This is a genomic window from Massilimicrobiota sp. SW1139, from assembly GCF_012027715.1.
Taxonomy (GTDB): domain Bacteria; phylum Bacillota_I; class Bacilli_A; order Erysipelotrichales; family Coprobacillaceae; genus Allocoprobacillus; species Allocoprobacillus merdigallinarum.
Genome location: NZ_SJOR01000017.1, coordinates 1 through 14728 on the forward strand (window position 1 = coordinate 1; position 14728 = coordinate 14728).

The window sequence follows — 14728 nt, forward strand, 5'->3', positions numbered from 1 at the left end:
TTTCCACTGCTTTTTCTTCTTGAAATAGAGGTATATTCAAAGAATAAAAAATCCCTAAAATCAATATAATCATCAATAAAAAACCATCGACATATATGATGATATGTTTACTTCTATTCAATTGTATATCCTATTTGTTTAATCATTGTTGTGATATCTTCTTGTGATAATGTCTGTTGTAACAATGAAGAAGAGTTTGACATTTTCATTACAATTCCATGATCTACAATCATAAATCCCTTTGATGAATAGGCTAATTGTAATTGATCTTCTTTCTTCTTATAATGATCATAACTGTCTTTTTGATCTTCAAAAGCTTTTGTAGCATCTTCTTGTGTATAATATGTATAAATTCTTAAATAAGGGTTATTATAAGTTCCTGTTTTTTCCATATCCGTTAAAGAATCAACTGCTATATATTCAGGTGAAAGACGTTGTTCCCAATTCCCTAAAATATGATTTTTTTCTTCAACATAAGGCTGCATTTGATCTAAGACAACTTGTCTTTGTTTCATCATCGCAAAAACTGCTTCTACATCATATGGAAAAGATGCCAAGAAAGCCTGCCATAATCCTATAGCTATACATACAAATACAACAAAAACAGTCCATTGTACACTATATTGATAAACTTTAGGGAACTTCTCATTTGATGCATATAACCCTTGATGTTTTTTCAAATAGAATTGTTGACGACGTAAATATTGTCTTTTGATTTCACTGATACGTGTCTTTATAATTGTATAAAGACCCCATACAATTGTTAAACAAATACAAAAAGAAATGACTTTTACGAATTCTAAATCTAAGATTTCTAAATAATAAAATAATGGAAAATGACTGACAATTCCATAACAAAAATCTAAAAGACTATAAATCCAATCTCCCAAAGGTATATATTCTAAAATATTTTTTAATCTTAATGCACTCACAGCCTGAAAATTTCTATAATAAGAAATCAAAAGAGCTGTTGATATATAGATAGGCATTGAAAATGCACCAAAAATATTTTTAATACTATTTGTAAAAGTACGAATGTATAAAATGATTTGTTCTTTTTTTGTTAAATCTTGAACAGTCCCTTCTACAAGTTCATGATTTTGAGCAATTTTGATATAGGCATAATAATAGCGTTCAAAAAAATGATGGTTTCGTCTAGTATGTATTCTTTTTTCAAAAGATTGACGAATATAATCCCAAGGATCATCTTGACAACACTGTAAACTGTGATAACAATCATCAAGACTCATTTGTATTGATGTTTGTTTTTGATAATCTTTTTTAAATAAACTGATTATATATAAAGTCGTAAATAACACAATAAAAAGAAATGTTAATCCTACAATACATAAAAATATCGGTGAAACTTGTTGAAAATAAGTGATTGTTTCTGTTGGAACACGAAAGAGCCCCTCCAACAAACTTACTCCTATTTCACTGATCCACTGATAAATCCCTTTAAAAAAATCAATTGAGAAAAACAGATAAGCAACCCCTGTTGCACAGATCATTGATCCTGATACAATAAATAAGATTGCAAATAATAGCCAACTGATTACATTCCATACACTATAGATTTTAGTCATAATCTGACGATACTGATATAAAAATGTATGTAACTGTGTCTGATTATTTGTTGATATCTGTTGATATGCTTTTTCTAATTCTTCGTTATCATTGTCTGTTTTCAGTTTTTGATACAATTCATCAACAATATGCTGATCACGAAAAAAAAGTATATCTTCATACTTGATCATAAATTTCCTCTCCCTCCTTTGGTTAGTATAGCATAACGGTCGAAAAAAGGAAAATATTGTTTATTGATTTTCGATAACTATAATATATGATAAAATCACTCTCAATAGAAAATAGGGAATAGATTTATTTTTTGAATAACTTCGTGTATAATAAAAACAGAAACGAGGTTAGATTATGTTAAGAACAGAAACAAGATCATTTCAAATTGGACATTTAACAATGGGTGGCAATAATCATGTCATTATTCAATCTATGTGCAATACCAAAACAAAAGATGTAGAAGCAACTGTTAAACAGATTCATGAGTTGGAAAAAGCAGGTTGTGAAATGGTAAGAGTAGCGATTTTTGATAAAGAGGATGCATCAGCAATTGCTGATATCAAAAAACAGATTCATATTCCTCTAATTGCTGATATTCATTTCGACTATCGTTTGGCTTTACTGGCAATTGAAAATGGTATTGATAAAATTCGTATCAATCCTGGTAATATTGGTTCTATGGATAAGGTTAAAGCTGTTGTAGAAGCCTGCAAACAACATCATATTCCTATTCGTATTGGTGTCAATGGAGGTTCTTTAGAAAAAGATATTTTAGAAAAATATGGAAAACCAACTGCACAAGGGATGATTGAAAGTGCCAAAAAACATGTTGATATTTTAGAGTCATTAGATTTTCATGACTATGCTATTTCTTTAAAATCATCCAATACTTTATTAACCATCGAAGCTTATACTCTTGCCAGTCAAACTTTTGATTGTCCTTTACATATTGGTGTTACAGAAGCTGGCACAAAGCTTGGTGGAACGATCAAATCAAGTTTAGGTATTGGTACATTGTTATATCAGGGTATTGGTAATACCATTCGTGTCTCTTTAAGTGCTGATCCTGTAGAAGAAATCAAAGTTGCTAAAACATTATTAAAGGAATTAGAACTGATTGATCATGTTCCAACTTTGGTATCATGTCCAACTTGTGGTCGTATTCAATATGATTTGATTCCAGTCGCAAATGAGATTGAAGATTTCTTGAATACCATCCATGCTGATATCACAGTCGCCATTATGGGATGTGCAGTCAATGGCCCTGGTGAAGCAAAACATGCTGATATTGGGATTGCCGGTGGTGTTAAAGAAGGTTTATTAATTAAAAAAGGTGAAGTCATAAAAAAAGTCAAACAAGAAGACATGGTCCAAGTCTTAAAAGATGAAATACTCAAAATGGTAGAAAAGCAATGACAAAAAATCATTGCTTTTTTATATTGGCGTTTTTTATTTCTACTATCTTTTATAAATCCCATTTGATTTGATCCATACGTCGTAATAAATCATCCCATTATTTCTGTGATTTCCAAAGAATTTGACTCTTATTTATATCTTCAAGTTCAATATCAAAAAGAATATTTTTTATATCATTCTCAAAAAATATCCATCTGATTCCATTTGTATAAAGAACCTTTTTAAACGATTGAATATGTCCATTTAACTGTTCATCATTTCCATCAAGTGAAACTGTTGGCATTTTTACTTCAATACATCCATATAGCTTCGCATTACTGTCTTTTTCTCTTGCCAATACAACAAAATCCGGGAAACCTGCTTGCCCATAAAACTTCATTGAAATATCACTTTTTCTCCTTGCAGATACATCTCGTATAGATAATGGACATGTATTTTGTGATTCTCTTATCATACTTGCTACAATGGAATAAAGCTCAATTTCTACACCAGCATTTTGAATCAGTGCTAATTCTATTTCTTCTTTATAATATTCAAAATTTCTTAATACCGACACACTTTATCCTCTCCATTTTTATCATTTCATTAAACGGTCTTGGACAATCCTCATAGTTTATTATCTTTAAATAACATCTTCTTACTCACATTTGTCAATGATTGTCTTTTTTTATTTTTAAAAAACCAATCAGAATCAAAATAATACCTAAAATAGCAATTGGAATATAAACCATATTTGGAAGCCTATAAACAAATTTATCTATCCCAGATATCACAATATAAATGACAATTCCTAAACTTATAAAAATATTCTGATTTTTCATAGTCTCATCTCTCTTTCAACTCTCACCAACATCTATATCCATGATATCATAATATGTTTATTAGCAGATTTATAAAATAAATAAAAACAAAGATTGCCCTGAGACAATCTTTACTCCATGATAAATTTAGCACTGTTTAAAATCAATTGACTTGCTTGAATACGATTTAAATCACGTCTTAAACCTTCTAAATCAATCTTTTCTAAAATATCTTTTTTATCCATTTGATATTGTTGTGACATCAAATCAACCTGACGGTCAACATCTTCATCACTTGTCATTAAATTTTCAACACGAATAATTTCATCAATAATAGCTTCAAAAATAGCTTGTTGTTTAGCAGCTGGCATTAATTGTGCATGTAATGCATCCATATCCATTCCCATCATTTGAAGATATTGTTCTAAAGCCATACCTTGTCCAGCTAATTCATTGCTGACATATTGAACATGTTGATCTAAAGCTTTTTGAATATCAGCTTCGTCTACTTCTACATCACTGTTTTCAATCAAAACACCTAAAACTTTATTTTCTTTTTCAGCACGTAATGCCTGAGCATTTTGATTTTCTAAACTTTCTCTGACTTTCTTTTTGAAATCTTCCACTGTCTCAACATCTGGCATTTGGAAAGATTGAACGAATTCTTCATCAAGTTGAGCTTGTACTTTTGATGCAATGTGATGAACTGTAACCTGGAAAATAACATCTGCACCTGCTAAATCAGCAACCCCATAATTTTCTGGGAAAGTTAGATTTAAATCTCTTGTTTCTCCTTTTTTCATACCAATCATCTGTTCTTCAAATCCTGGTATAAATGATCCAGAACCAATTTCTAATTGATATCCTTCAGCAGTTCCACCATCAAAAGCCACTCCATCTTTTAATCCTTTAAAATCAATTGTTGTGACATCCCCGTTTTCAACAGTTCCTTCTTTTTCAACCAATTGACTCTTTTGTGATAATAAATGTTGGATTTCTTTTTCAACATCTTCGTCTAATACTTGACGTGAAGTCACTTTGACTTCAATTCCTTTGTAATTTCCTAATTGATTAACTTTACTCATCTTTCTAATCCTTTCTATTTAAAACGCTCATATTCTATCATACAATTGATATTTGACGCAAGTCTTATCAAAAATGTGGTCTATTTTCTTAACTTCTACATAGGATATAGTTAAGGAGGAAATTATGACAAATCAAAACAATGAATATATATCATCACTTCAACTAGATGATTTTCAAGTTCTTTTAAAAGAATTTGATATCGAACTTGATCAATCTACACAACAAAGATTATTAAACATGATTAAAAACAATCAATACGCCTTACAACATGAACAATATCATTTTGTTTTAGAAAACTATATAAAAAAATTGACAAGTGAATTCACTTGTCAAAAAATACTTGTATTATTAAATCATTATTTTAAACCATTATTAAATGTTTGATGAACAAACATATTGATTTCTTCACGATAAGGAGCTTTTCCATCAATATAAGGTGTTTCAAGAATCTTTGGAACATCTTTTAATTGAGGATGATGAACAATGGTATTGAGTGTATCAAAGCCAATATATCCATATCCAATATTTTCATGACGATCTTTATGAGCTCCTCGTTCATTTTTAGAATCATTCACATGAACAACCAATAAACGATCTAAACCTATCTTTTGATCAAACTCTTTCAACAAGTCATCAAAATGAGTTAAATCATAACCTGCATCATGTAAATGACAAGTATCCAAACAAACACCCAGTAAAGAAGATAACTTTGTATGTTCAATAATATACTGAAGCTGATCAAAAGTTTTTCCAACTTCACTTCCCTTACCTGCCATTGTTTCTAAAGCAATATGTACTTTTTGATCTTCATGTAAGACTTCATTCAATCCTTTTACAATCTGATCCAAGCCAGCCTCATCCCCTGCTTTGACATGAGAACCAGGATGTAAAACCAAACGTTTGATACCAATAGCTTCACATCTTTCAATTTCTTCTTTTAAAAAGCGTACAGCCAACTCAAATGTTTCAGGCTTAATCGTATTTGCTAAATTGATAATGTATGGCGCATGAACAACAACATCCTGAATATCAATATGATGTTCTGCCATTAATGCTTTGGCTTCTTCAACACGTAACTGACTCACTGGTTTTCTGGCAGTATTTTGTGGAGCACCTGTATAAAACATAAATGTCGTTGCATCATAGGATAAAGCTTCTTTCACTGATCCTAGCATCATTTCTTTTCCACTCATGGAAACATGACTACCAATCTTCAACATTACTGTGCCTCTCTTTCACGTTTTTCTCTTTGTGCCTGTTTTGCACGTTCTTTCTTTTGTCTTCTAATATCCTGTTTAATCATCGCACGTCTTTCTTTTTGAACCATAGCTTCAATTTGTCTTTTACGTTTTTTCTTATATCCAGGTTTCACTTTGGCTGGTTTTCTGACAATAGCTGAGATTTTCTTTTCTAATTCAGTTTGATGTTTAACACGTGTCTTACGTTTTTCTCGTTCTTGACTTTGTTTAAACTGCTGTCCTTTTAATTCCTTGACTTCAAAATGAATACCTTTTTTCTCCAAGGCTTCAACCATTTGTTGATTATACGTATCATACATATTATAACATTCACCCGTATATTTTCCACGTCCACAACGACCACTACGATGAATATAGAAATCTAGCTCAGTTGGAAATTCCATATTAATAATATGACTGACACCATCAATATCAATCCCTCTTGCAGCAATATCAGTTGCGACAATATATTGATATTCCATATTTTTGATACGACGCATCATCTGTCGTCTTTCTCTTGGTTCCAGATTTCCATGTATTTCTCCAACCTTATAACCATCTTCACGCAACTGATGACTTAACTGTTCAACTTCTTCACGTTTATTACAGAAGATAATACAAATGTAGGGATCAATGACCTGCATAATATTTTTTAAAACTTCATAACGCTGACGATGTTTCGTTGGAACCAGATAATGTGAAATATTACGTGATGTTGATAGATGCTCATCAATTTCTATAATCTTTGGTGAGTCCATATATTTCTTTAAGAATGGTCTTAACATTTGTGGAATTGTTGCGGAAAAGACAAGCATCTGAAGATTTTCTTTCATCTTTCCCAGTACTGCATCAATATCCTCTAAATAACCATACTCTAATGTCATATCTGCTTCATCAATGACAAATATATCCGCAGTTGTAATTTTAAGAGCCTGTTCCTCTAAAGATAAATCTTTAATTCGTCCAGGTGTTCCAATAACCAAATGAGGTTGAACATTCAACTTTGAAATTGTTTTTTGTTTATCTTTACCACCAATGATTAATGAAACCCTTAAATTCTTATTATAATTTGTAAAAACTTTAGCCTGATCATAAATCTGTTGTGCCAATTCTCTTGTAGGAGCAGTAATGACTGCCTGCACACAATCTGCTGATGTCTCTATCATATCCATAATTGGAATTAAAAAAGCATGTGTTTTCCCTGTTCCTGTCTGTGATATGCCAATAACATCTCGATGTTTATAAACAAGTGGAATGACTGATTTTTGAATTTCTGTTGGTGATTGAAAATTCAACTTTTGTAATGTTTCTTTTACAAAAGGTTGAAATTGATATTGTTCAAATAATTTCATATAATCGCCTCCTTTTAGCCATATGATTATACACTAAAACTTTTAAAAAAGCAAAAAACTTTGATAAAATCTTATATTTTCTTTGATTATTTGTCAAAGCAAAAAGAGGGAAAGACATATTTGACATATATCTTGATATTACAAATGATCCTAGATACAATAATAAAAAGCCTTTTATTAAGCAAAAGCAAACAAAGTGACAAAAAGAACGTAAAAGTTGTCAAAATGACCACATCAGTTGGTAGTATTGCTTTTTCATTCTTTGTTATAATATGAGTGCCTAAGAAAGGAGACTATATATGAACATCGCTGATAGAATACAACATTTAAGAAAAGTAAAAGGGATATCACAAGAAGAACTTGCCAATCAAATTGGTGTTTCACGACAATCCGTTTCTAAATGGGAAAGCGAACAAACTTTACCAGACATTGAAAAGATTATTTTATTGAGTGACTTTTTTGAAGTGACAACAGACTATTTACTCAAAGGTATTGAGCCCACTCCTTGTGAGTCTATATCAACGCACGAAAAACCTAATGGTGTCATTTTTACAATCGTCGCAACAACAATGAATGCCCTTGGATTGATTGTTGCCGCCATGATATGGAATGAAAAACAAACTGCAATCGCAACACTCACTGGACTCATTTTGATTATCTTTGGATGTATGATTTATGGTATTGGTATGGTCATCTCAGATCAATCTTCTCAGACAAAAGCCAAACAACTATTTTGGTCCATAAATATATGGACATTAACATTCATTCCTTTATCTATGGCATATAACATCATGACAAGTGGCTTAGGAACTGCTCCATATCCTCTTCTTGATGCTTCCTATGTTGGATTTATTCTTTTTTGGATGATTTATATCATGCTTGGCAGTATTGTTAATCTTCTCATTTATAAACAAAGAGCATAAAATATCTCATGACGATTTTGATGATTTCTCTTCAAAGTCGTTATTTTTCTTTATCCAAAACACAAGTATCATCTTTTTTCTTTTAACATATCTTAACATAGGAGGTGTTAATCATGTATCCACAATATCCACCCTATGATTTTTATCCCTATTATCCACCAATGATGTATCAAAAACCATCATTATTACAATCTATGAGATATTCACTTCATCAGATGAATCTTTCATCAACGATTCAGACAGCTCAAAAAACACTTTATACGGCTAATCAGCTCATTCCTATTATCAATCAATTACGTCCTGTTTTGCATAATGCCAAAACAGCTTTCCGTGTTGTTAAAGCTGTGAAGAGTTTTGATTTAGATGACATAGATGAGGATATTGATAAAAATGTTCAAGTGGAATCACAGACTTTTGAAAATATGTTACCAGTAAGAAAGCCTAGTTAGGCTTTCTTATAGCATTGATAATGTCTGCATCATATCCATAAATTTCTAATAATGCAATCGCATTTCCTACTGTACAACGTCCCTGATGTATTTTATAATCACAGGATAATTGATTATTCACAATCGCATCACGGAAACAATACTGATCAATCCAAGGAAACTTTTCAACCAAAGATAAATCATGTGTTGTCACCAAAATCAATGATGAGCTTTGAAATAAATAAGTCAAAATAGCCTGAGAAATCATCACACGTTCTTTTTCATTTGTTCCTCTTAAAATTTCATCAATAAAGATCATACAATCCTTTTCTTTCACATCATCTATCATGGCTTTTAAAGTTTTAATTTCTTTTACATAATAACTATCTCCTGATGTTAAATCATCTTTCATATGAATGGCACTATGAATCGTATAATGATAACACTTCCATTCATCTGCAAAACATGTATGCAAAGTTTTCGCCATCAGCATATTGATACCAATCATTTTTAAGAATGTAGACTTACCTGATGCATTGGATCCTGTAATCATACAAGAACGTGTTGTTGAAAAACTATTTTTTACAGGATTAGAAATTAAAGGATGGTAAGCTTCGACAAACGAAAGCTGTTTGTCTTGTGTTAATTCAGGCAAACACGTGACATAACGTTCACGTACTAATCGCACACTTAAAGCAACATCTGCAGTTCCTAAATATTCATAGAAAGTAAGCATATAGCTTTCCATGTCTTCTTGATGCTTTAATAATATGAGATATTGATGTAGTGATAACATAAAGAAGCTTTGGATTGTCTGTGTGAAATAGAAAACATCTATTTTAGAAATCTTATATATGACACGTGCCAATACTGTATATGTCTTTGCTTTTTTAAGCATTGGCTTTAATTTTTGAATATCTTCTTCAGGAAAAATACGATGTTTAACCAAATGTGATAAAGCTTCAATCATAAAACAATAACTCATTGTTTCCGTCACAATAGTCTTTGTACGTTGACTATAATAAGTATTCAAAAGAATCATCAAAGCCGCATATATACAAAGTGGTAAAAAAATCAAACCACCTAAGAAAAACCACATGATGATAAATACAATCGGACAAAAACCTAAGCACATAATGAGTCGTTTTTCCCATAACGAAAAGACTTGAGAATGCTGAAACAAGCCTAAACATGCGTCATATTCTTTACTTAACTGATAAAGATGATAAAGTGTATCAGATAAGATTTGAGGATTCTGATAGCGCTGAACCATGCTTTCTAACAAATGATGATCACATTGTTTTGATAACATACGACCATACATATATTCTCTACCTATATTCGTATAGGTAAAGTCACATTTCTGTAAAACTTTTAATAACTGAAAATCATCAATTTCCTGTTTAGATATTGCTTTTTCTTTTAACGTTTCAGCATATTCCTCATTCCATTCTATTTCATCTTTTTCAAGCTGATATGGAAACAGTTGAACTAATCGTTTATGCATAAAAATATTCCATAAGCCTTTCAAAACCATAATCACTATCAATATCAGTAAAATAGCTACCCAAAATATCATCATGGTATCTCACCTCACCTTGACTTTACAGCACTACCCTTGGGGTAAAGCAACTATTTTTTTATTTTTTGATAAATTTCATATAAAAACAGTCTAAATGCAGAAGAAAAGTGAATCACTAAAATAAGTAACATGGCTAAAGAAGCCAATATAGATAAAAATGAGTCATTATCAAATAAAAATAAAGCATAAATAAAAATAGATAAACAAATTATAATTCTTTCAAAGGGCAGGATGGTTTGTGTAGAAGAATTGATTTTTTTCAATTGTTTGGTTTGTTCTAGCTGATGGCTTAAATTATCTAATGTCTGTTTTTGCGTCAAACTCTTTTTCACATCATCAATATATTGTAATGATGTTTCAATATCAAAAATCTGTTTTTCATATTCTTCTTTTTTCAGATCAAAAATATCATATTGATTATTGATCAGTATATCTTTAATTTGAGAAATAGAGAAATTAAGTTGTCTTAAACATTTAATTTGCATCAATCTTTCAATATCTTTCTGTTGATAAACACGATAACCATGAGCATCTTTTTGAGGATGAATGAGCCCTTTTTGTTCATAAATCATAATCGCTTTCTTAGATAAATTTAATTGTTGAGAAACTTCCTGAATATGCATCATTAATCACCTGCTTTCATTATATAAAGATTTCTTCATCATCACAAGAAATTATGATACAATGAAGTGGAGGTGAAAAGGTATGCAAGTGAAAGCTATTACCCCAAGAGGATACTGTAAAGGTGTCGTCCGTGCTATTGAAATAGCAAAAAACGCACAAAATGAACAACAACCTATTTATATCTTAGGAATGATTGTTCATAATCAATATATTGTGGAAGCATTAAAAAAAAGAGGTATTCAGACAATTGATATTCCTGGTCAAACACGTCTAGAATTATTAAATCAGATTCAACACGGAACAGTCATTGTCACTGCTCATGGTGCCAGTGATCAGGTATTTCAAAAAGCGAAAAATAAAGGTCTCAATGTCATTGATGCTTCATGTTTAGATGTGATTAAGACACATGATTTAATCAAAAAGAAATTGAATGAAGGATATGACATCTTATATATTGGAAAAAAAGGACATCCTGAAGCTGAAGGTGCTATTTCTATTGATGAAAAACGAGTGCATTTGATTACCAGCAAAAATGATATTCAAATGATGGATCCAAATAAGCATTATGTGATGACGAATCAGACAACCATGTCTTTATACGATGTCTATGATTTATGTGAGTATGCCAAAACGATACTTCCTCATGTCACAATCGAAAAAGAAACTTGTACAGCAACGAAAATCAGACAAGAAGCTATTAAAAACATGGAAGAAGATATTGATATTGTTTTCATTGTGGGTGATCCTCATTCTAACAATACTCAAAAACTAGCAAGCATTGCCAGTGAAAAGAAAGAAGTTCATATGATTGAGAGTCTTGATGATTTAAATATTAACTGGTTAAAAGGGAAAAAGAAAGCTGCAGTCTCTTCAGGTGCATCTACACCAACCTATTTAACAAATCAAGTTATAGAATTCTTACATCAATTTAATGAAAATGATCCTCAGACCTTCTTTAAACAACCGATAGACTTAACAAAAATATTAGACTAAATGCATGTTTTCATGCATTTTTTTATTAAAAAAGTTTTCCAGAAAGGAAAACTTAATCATCAGGTAGCCATTTCACTTTATGATAATAAATAATAAACATAATAGCAGCACTGATCCATGTCACTGGCCAGCCAAAGAAAACAAAGAAAACATCAGATGTCATTGAGGTTACAATAGCTAAATAAATCTGTCTTAAAATAACAAAATTAAATACCATAATATACATTGGGATAGATGATTTTCCAGCCCCTCTTAAAACACCATTATAGATTTGTACAATTGGTAATAACATATAACATGTTAAAAAGGGAAATAACATTTTCCATCCTGCTTCTACTACTGCCTGATCGCTATTAAAGATACGAATAACATCTCTTCCAAAGAAGAATAAAAAGACAGTCATAGCTCCCACAACCGCAAAAGTCATCCATAAAGCTATCTTTGAACCACGTTTGACACGATCATATCGCTTAGCTCCAATATTTTGTCCAACAAATGTTGTAATTGCCATATTAAAACTTTGTAAAGGCAAATTCACAAAACCATCAATACGAATCGTTGCTGAATAACCTGCCACAACATCTGAGCCAAAAACATTGACATAAGATTGCACCACAACATTAGATAAAGACACAATACTTTGTTGTAAAGCCGTAGGCAATCCAATCATAATAATACGCTTTAAAATAGGAAGATGAAAACGAATTTTTCTTATTTTTAAAGCATAGACTTCATCACTTTTCATCAAGACGATACAAACCAGTAAAGCACTTAATGCCTGAGAAACATCAGTCGCAATAGCTGCTCCTGCCACACCCATATGGAAACCTCTCACTAACAATAAATCTAACACAATATTTGTTAAACAGGCTGCTACTAGAAAATAGAGTGGCCTTTTTGAGTCTCCAACAGCACGTAAAACGCCTGCCCCCATATTATAAATCAATGCAAAAGTGATTCCACCAAAATAAATTGTTAAATATGTTGATGATTCAGGAAACACATCTGCAGGTATACCTATCATATGTAGAAGTGGATTAGTGAATAAAACACCAACAATCGTTAAGAAAATAGCCATAACAATCGTTAAAGCTGCTGAACTATGAATAGCCTGTTTTAATCTTTTAGAATCATTGGCTCCGTAGTATTGAGCAATCACAACTCCTGCACCTGTTGCCAATCCCATAAAAAAACCAATAAGCATATTTGTGATAGGTGAAGACGCCCCAACAGCAGCCAATGCCTGTTTAGAAACATAATTCCCTACGACATATGCATCTACAGTATTATATAATTGCTGGAATAGATTTCCAATCAAAAGTGGGATTGAAAACCAAAAAATAGATTTTGCTATACTTCCATAAATCAAATCTGTTGATTTTCGACTTTGATCCATATATTTCTCCCCTTCCCTCTATACAATGTCTTATTGTACTCTTGTTTTTCATTTTTACAATAATATTTCATAAGATAAAAATATTTTCATCTATCTCAAAAAAAATAATTATCTATATTTTATTGTGGATAAAATGAGTATGGAATCATATGTATTTTACACTTTATCTAATATGATCTTGTTTTAAAGAATTGGAAACTTGATTATAAAAAATGACTAGAAATCTTAAAATCCCAGTCATTATTTCATTAATTTATTTTCAATTTTTATATTATTCTTTGATAAACTCATCTTTATATTCTTGAAGATATTGAACAAGAAAGTGATAACATTCATCTTCTGCATGATTATAGTAACACTCATCTATTTTATTTAACTGTTCAGATAATTTTGAATCACTATCCATTTCTACAACCTCACGAGGATAAATACTCTATGCTTCCTTTAAGTATTGATAACTATCATTCAAATGTAAAATATGTAATGTATCAAGTGTTGGTTCAATAAATTCACTCCCATTATAGAAAAATTGTTCAATTCCACCATTTCCTGTTTCACCTATAAAATAAGAAATCAGCCAAAAGTTTTTTTGATATTCATTTAACTGATTCAAATCATAACCATAATCACAAAGTTCAGATATGCGTAGCCAAACTTCATCAACAGACTCTTGCGTCATATCCTGATTAAGAATATCTTCTAAGGGCTTTTGTGAAATTTGAATTTCATGAAAAATATCTGTTGCAAGTTCCTTTTCCAGTACTGATGCTCTTTGACCAGTTACATAAAAATAAATACCTATAAAAAAGAAAGCAACAATCAATCCAATTATAATTTTCTTCATTTTTAAACCTTAATAACAACTTTCCTGATAATCTATTAACTGATCATTTTCATAAACAATCTTTGCACTATGAAATTTTGAATCTTGAATCCATTCAAAGAAATGATAATCACCTTCCCACATAGGTAAAGATGAAATCTGATCATTGTCAATCCATTGTAAAATACCTTCATCACATTCATGAATTTCACCACTAAAATCAGAACATGTATAAACAAACATCCCTTCATCCTGACCGTGGTAAAGTTTAGGAAAAACAACAAATCCATGAAGTTGAAGTTTTAAAGCTGTTAAACCTGTTTCTTCATAGATTTCTCGTCTCATGCATTCTTCAGCACTTTCACCCTCTTCGAATTTTCCACCAACACCAATCCATTTTCCACCATTGATGTCATTTTCTTTTTTTATACGATGGAGCATAAGTGTCTGATGATCCTTTTGAATATAACACATGGTTGTCAAAATCAT

At 31.0% G+C, this 14728-nt stretch carries 17 protein-coding genes; 5 read left to right on the forward strand and 12 right to left on the reverse strand.

Annotated features, from left to right (window positions below; genetic code table 11):
* Nucleotides 1-113: 113 nt before the first annotated feature.
* Nucleotides 114-1757 (reverse strand): hypothetical protein, encoded by a 1644-nt coding sequence (locus E0K96_RS09155; protein WP_168082696.1) that lies wholly within the window; start codon nucleotides 1755-1757, stop codon nucleotides 114-116.
* Between the two features lie 175 nt (nucleotides 1758-1932).
* Here E0K96_RS09155 and ispG point away from each other — a divergent pair, with 175 nt between their 5' ends.
* Entirely contained in the window at nucleotides 1933-2994 is a 1062-nt protein-coding gene (gene ispG / locus E0K96_RS09160; protein WP_168082698.1) for a flavodoxin-dependent (E)-4-hydroxy-3-methylbut-2-enyl-diphosphate synthase, read from the forward strand.
* 97 nt (nucleotides 2995-3091) lie between these two features.
* Here the strand turns inward: ispG and E0K96_RS09165 are convergent, their stop codons facing one another.
* From E0K96_RS09165 to tig, 3 genes are all read right to left on the reverse strand, one after another.
* A complete protein-coding gene (locus E0K96_RS09165) occupies nucleotides 3092-3550 on the reverse strand; it encodes a hypothetical protein (RefSeq protein WP_168082700.1) in 459 nt (152 codons plus the stop codon).
* Nucleotides 3551-3644: 94 nt separating this feature from the next.
* Nucleotides 3645-3815, reverse strand: a complete 171-nt coding sequence (locus E0K96_RS09170) for a hypothetical protein (RefSeq protein WP_168082702.1) — start codon at nucleotides 3813-3815, stop codon at nucleotides 3645-3647.
* A 110-nt stretch (nucleotides 3816-3925) separates the two neighbouring features.
* Nucleotides 3926-4879: a trigger factor gene (gene tig, locus E0K96_RS09175; protein ID WP_168082704.1), complete on the reverse strand. Its 954-nt coding sequence runs from the start codon at nucleotides 4877-4879 to the stop codon at nucleotides 3926-3928.
* A 124-nt stretch (nucleotides 4880-5003) separates the two neighbouring features.
* Between tig and E0K96_RS09180 the strand changes: the two genes are divergently transcribed.
* The gene (locus E0K96_RS09180) at nucleotides 5004-5264 is read left to right on the forward strand and encodes a hypothetical protein (protein ID WP_087244571.1); all 261 of its coding nucleotides are present in this window, start codon (nucleotides 5004-5006) and stop codon (nucleotides 5262-5264) included.
* On the opposite strand, the gene E0K96_RS09185 is transcribed toward E0K96_RS09180, so the two are convergent.
* Together E0K96_RS09185 and E0K96_RS09190 are read right to left on the reverse strand one after the other, a co-directional pair.
* Nucleotides 5237-6100: a deoxyribonuclease IV gene (locus E0K96_RS09185; RefSeq protein WP_087244572.1), complete on the reverse strand. Its 864-nt coding sequence runs from the start codon at nucleotides 6098-6100 to the stop codon at nucleotides 5237-5239. The two genes, E0K96_RS09180 and E0K96_RS09185, sit on opposite strands and share 28 nt — an antisense overlap.
* Entirely contained in the window at nucleotides 6100-7470 is a 1371-nt protein-coding gene (locus E0K96_RS09190) for a DEAD/DEAH box helicase (protein WP_087296751.1), read from the reverse strand. The genes E0K96_RS09185 and E0K96_RS09190 overlap by 1 nt, the downstream gene beginning before the upstream one ends.
* Nucleotides 7471-7769: 299 nt before the next feature.
* Here E0K96_RS09190 and E0K96_RS09195 point away from each other — a divergent pair, with 299 nt between their 5' ends.
* Both E0K96_RS09195 and E0K96_RS09200 read left to right on the forward strand, forming a co-directional pair.
* Nucleotides 7770-8393, forward strand: a complete 624-nt coding sequence (locus E0K96_RS09195; RefSeq protein ID WP_168082706.1) for a helix-turn-helix domain-containing protein — start codon at nucleotides 7770-7772, stop codon at nucleotides 8391-8393.
* 113 nt (nucleotides 8394-8506) lie between these two features.
* The gene (locus E0K96_RS09200; protein ID WP_087244575.1) at nucleotides 8507-8842 is read left to right on the forward strand and encodes a hypothetical protein; all 336 of its coding nucleotides are present in this window, start codon (nucleotides 8507-8509) and stop codon (nucleotides 8840-8842) included.
* Here E0K96_RS09200 and E0K96_RS09205 read toward each other — a convergent pair.
* Together E0K96_RS09205 and E0K96_RS09210 are read right to left on the reverse strand one after the other, a co-directional pair.
* Nucleotides 8835-10403, reverse strand: a complete 1569-nt coding sequence (locus E0K96_RS09205) for a MutS-related protein (protein ID WP_168082708.1) — start codon at nucleotides 10401-10403, stop codon at nucleotides 8835-8837. The genes E0K96_RS09200 and E0K96_RS09205 overlap by 8 nt on opposite strands.
* Before the next feature lie 50 nt (nucleotides 10404-10453).
* Nucleotides 10454-11026, reverse strand: a complete 573-nt coding sequence (locus E0K96_RS09210; RefSeq protein ID WP_168082709.1) for a MerR family transcriptional regulator — start codon at nucleotides 11024-11026, stop codon at nucleotides 10454-10456.
* A gap of 82 nt (nucleotides 11027-11108) precedes the next feature.
* Here E0K96_RS09210 and E0K96_RS09215 point away from each other — a divergent pair, with 82 nt between their 5' ends.
* Nucleotides 11109-12020 (forward strand): 4-hydroxy-3-methylbut-2-enyl diphosphate reductase, encoded by a 912-nt coding sequence (locus tag E0K96_RS09215; protein ID WP_168082710.1) that lies wholly within the window; start codon nucleotides 11109-11111, stop codon nucleotides 12018-12020.
* A gap of 52 nt (nucleotides 12021-12072) precedes the next feature.
* Here E0K96_RS09215 and E0K96_RS09220 read toward each other — a convergent pair whose 3' ends face one another.
* The 4 genes from E0K96_RS09220 to E0K96_RS09230 all read right to left on the reverse strand — a co-directional run bounded on the left by E0K96_RS09220 (nucleotide 12073) and on the right by E0K96_RS09230 (nucleotide 14728).
* A complete protein-coding gene (locus E0K96_RS09220) occupies nucleotides 12073-13416 on the reverse strand; it encodes an MATE family efflux transporter (RefSeq protein ID WP_168082712.1) in 1344 nt (447 codons plus the stop codon).
* A 271-nt stretch (nucleotides 13417-13687) separates the two neighbouring features.
* A complete protein-coding gene (locus E0K96_RS12265; protein WP_255456861.1) occupies nucleotides 13688-13822 on the reverse strand; it encodes a hypothetical protein in 135 nt (44 codons plus the stop codon).
* 27 nt (nucleotides 13823-13849) lie between these two features.
* Nucleotides 13850-14260 carry a DMP19 family protein gene (locus E0K96_RS09225; protein ID WP_168082714.1) on the reverse strand — a complete coding sequence of 137 codons (411 nt, stop codon included), beginning with the start codon at nucleotides 14258-14260 and terminating at the stop codon, nucleotides 13850-13852.
* A 9-nt stretch (nucleotides 14261-14269) separates the two neighbouring features.
* On the reverse strand, nucleotides 14270-14728 hold the full coding sequence (locus tag E0K96_RS09230) for an NUDIX hydrolase (protein ID WP_168082716.1): 459 nt from the start codon (nucleotides 14726-14728) through the stop codon (nucleotides 14270-14272).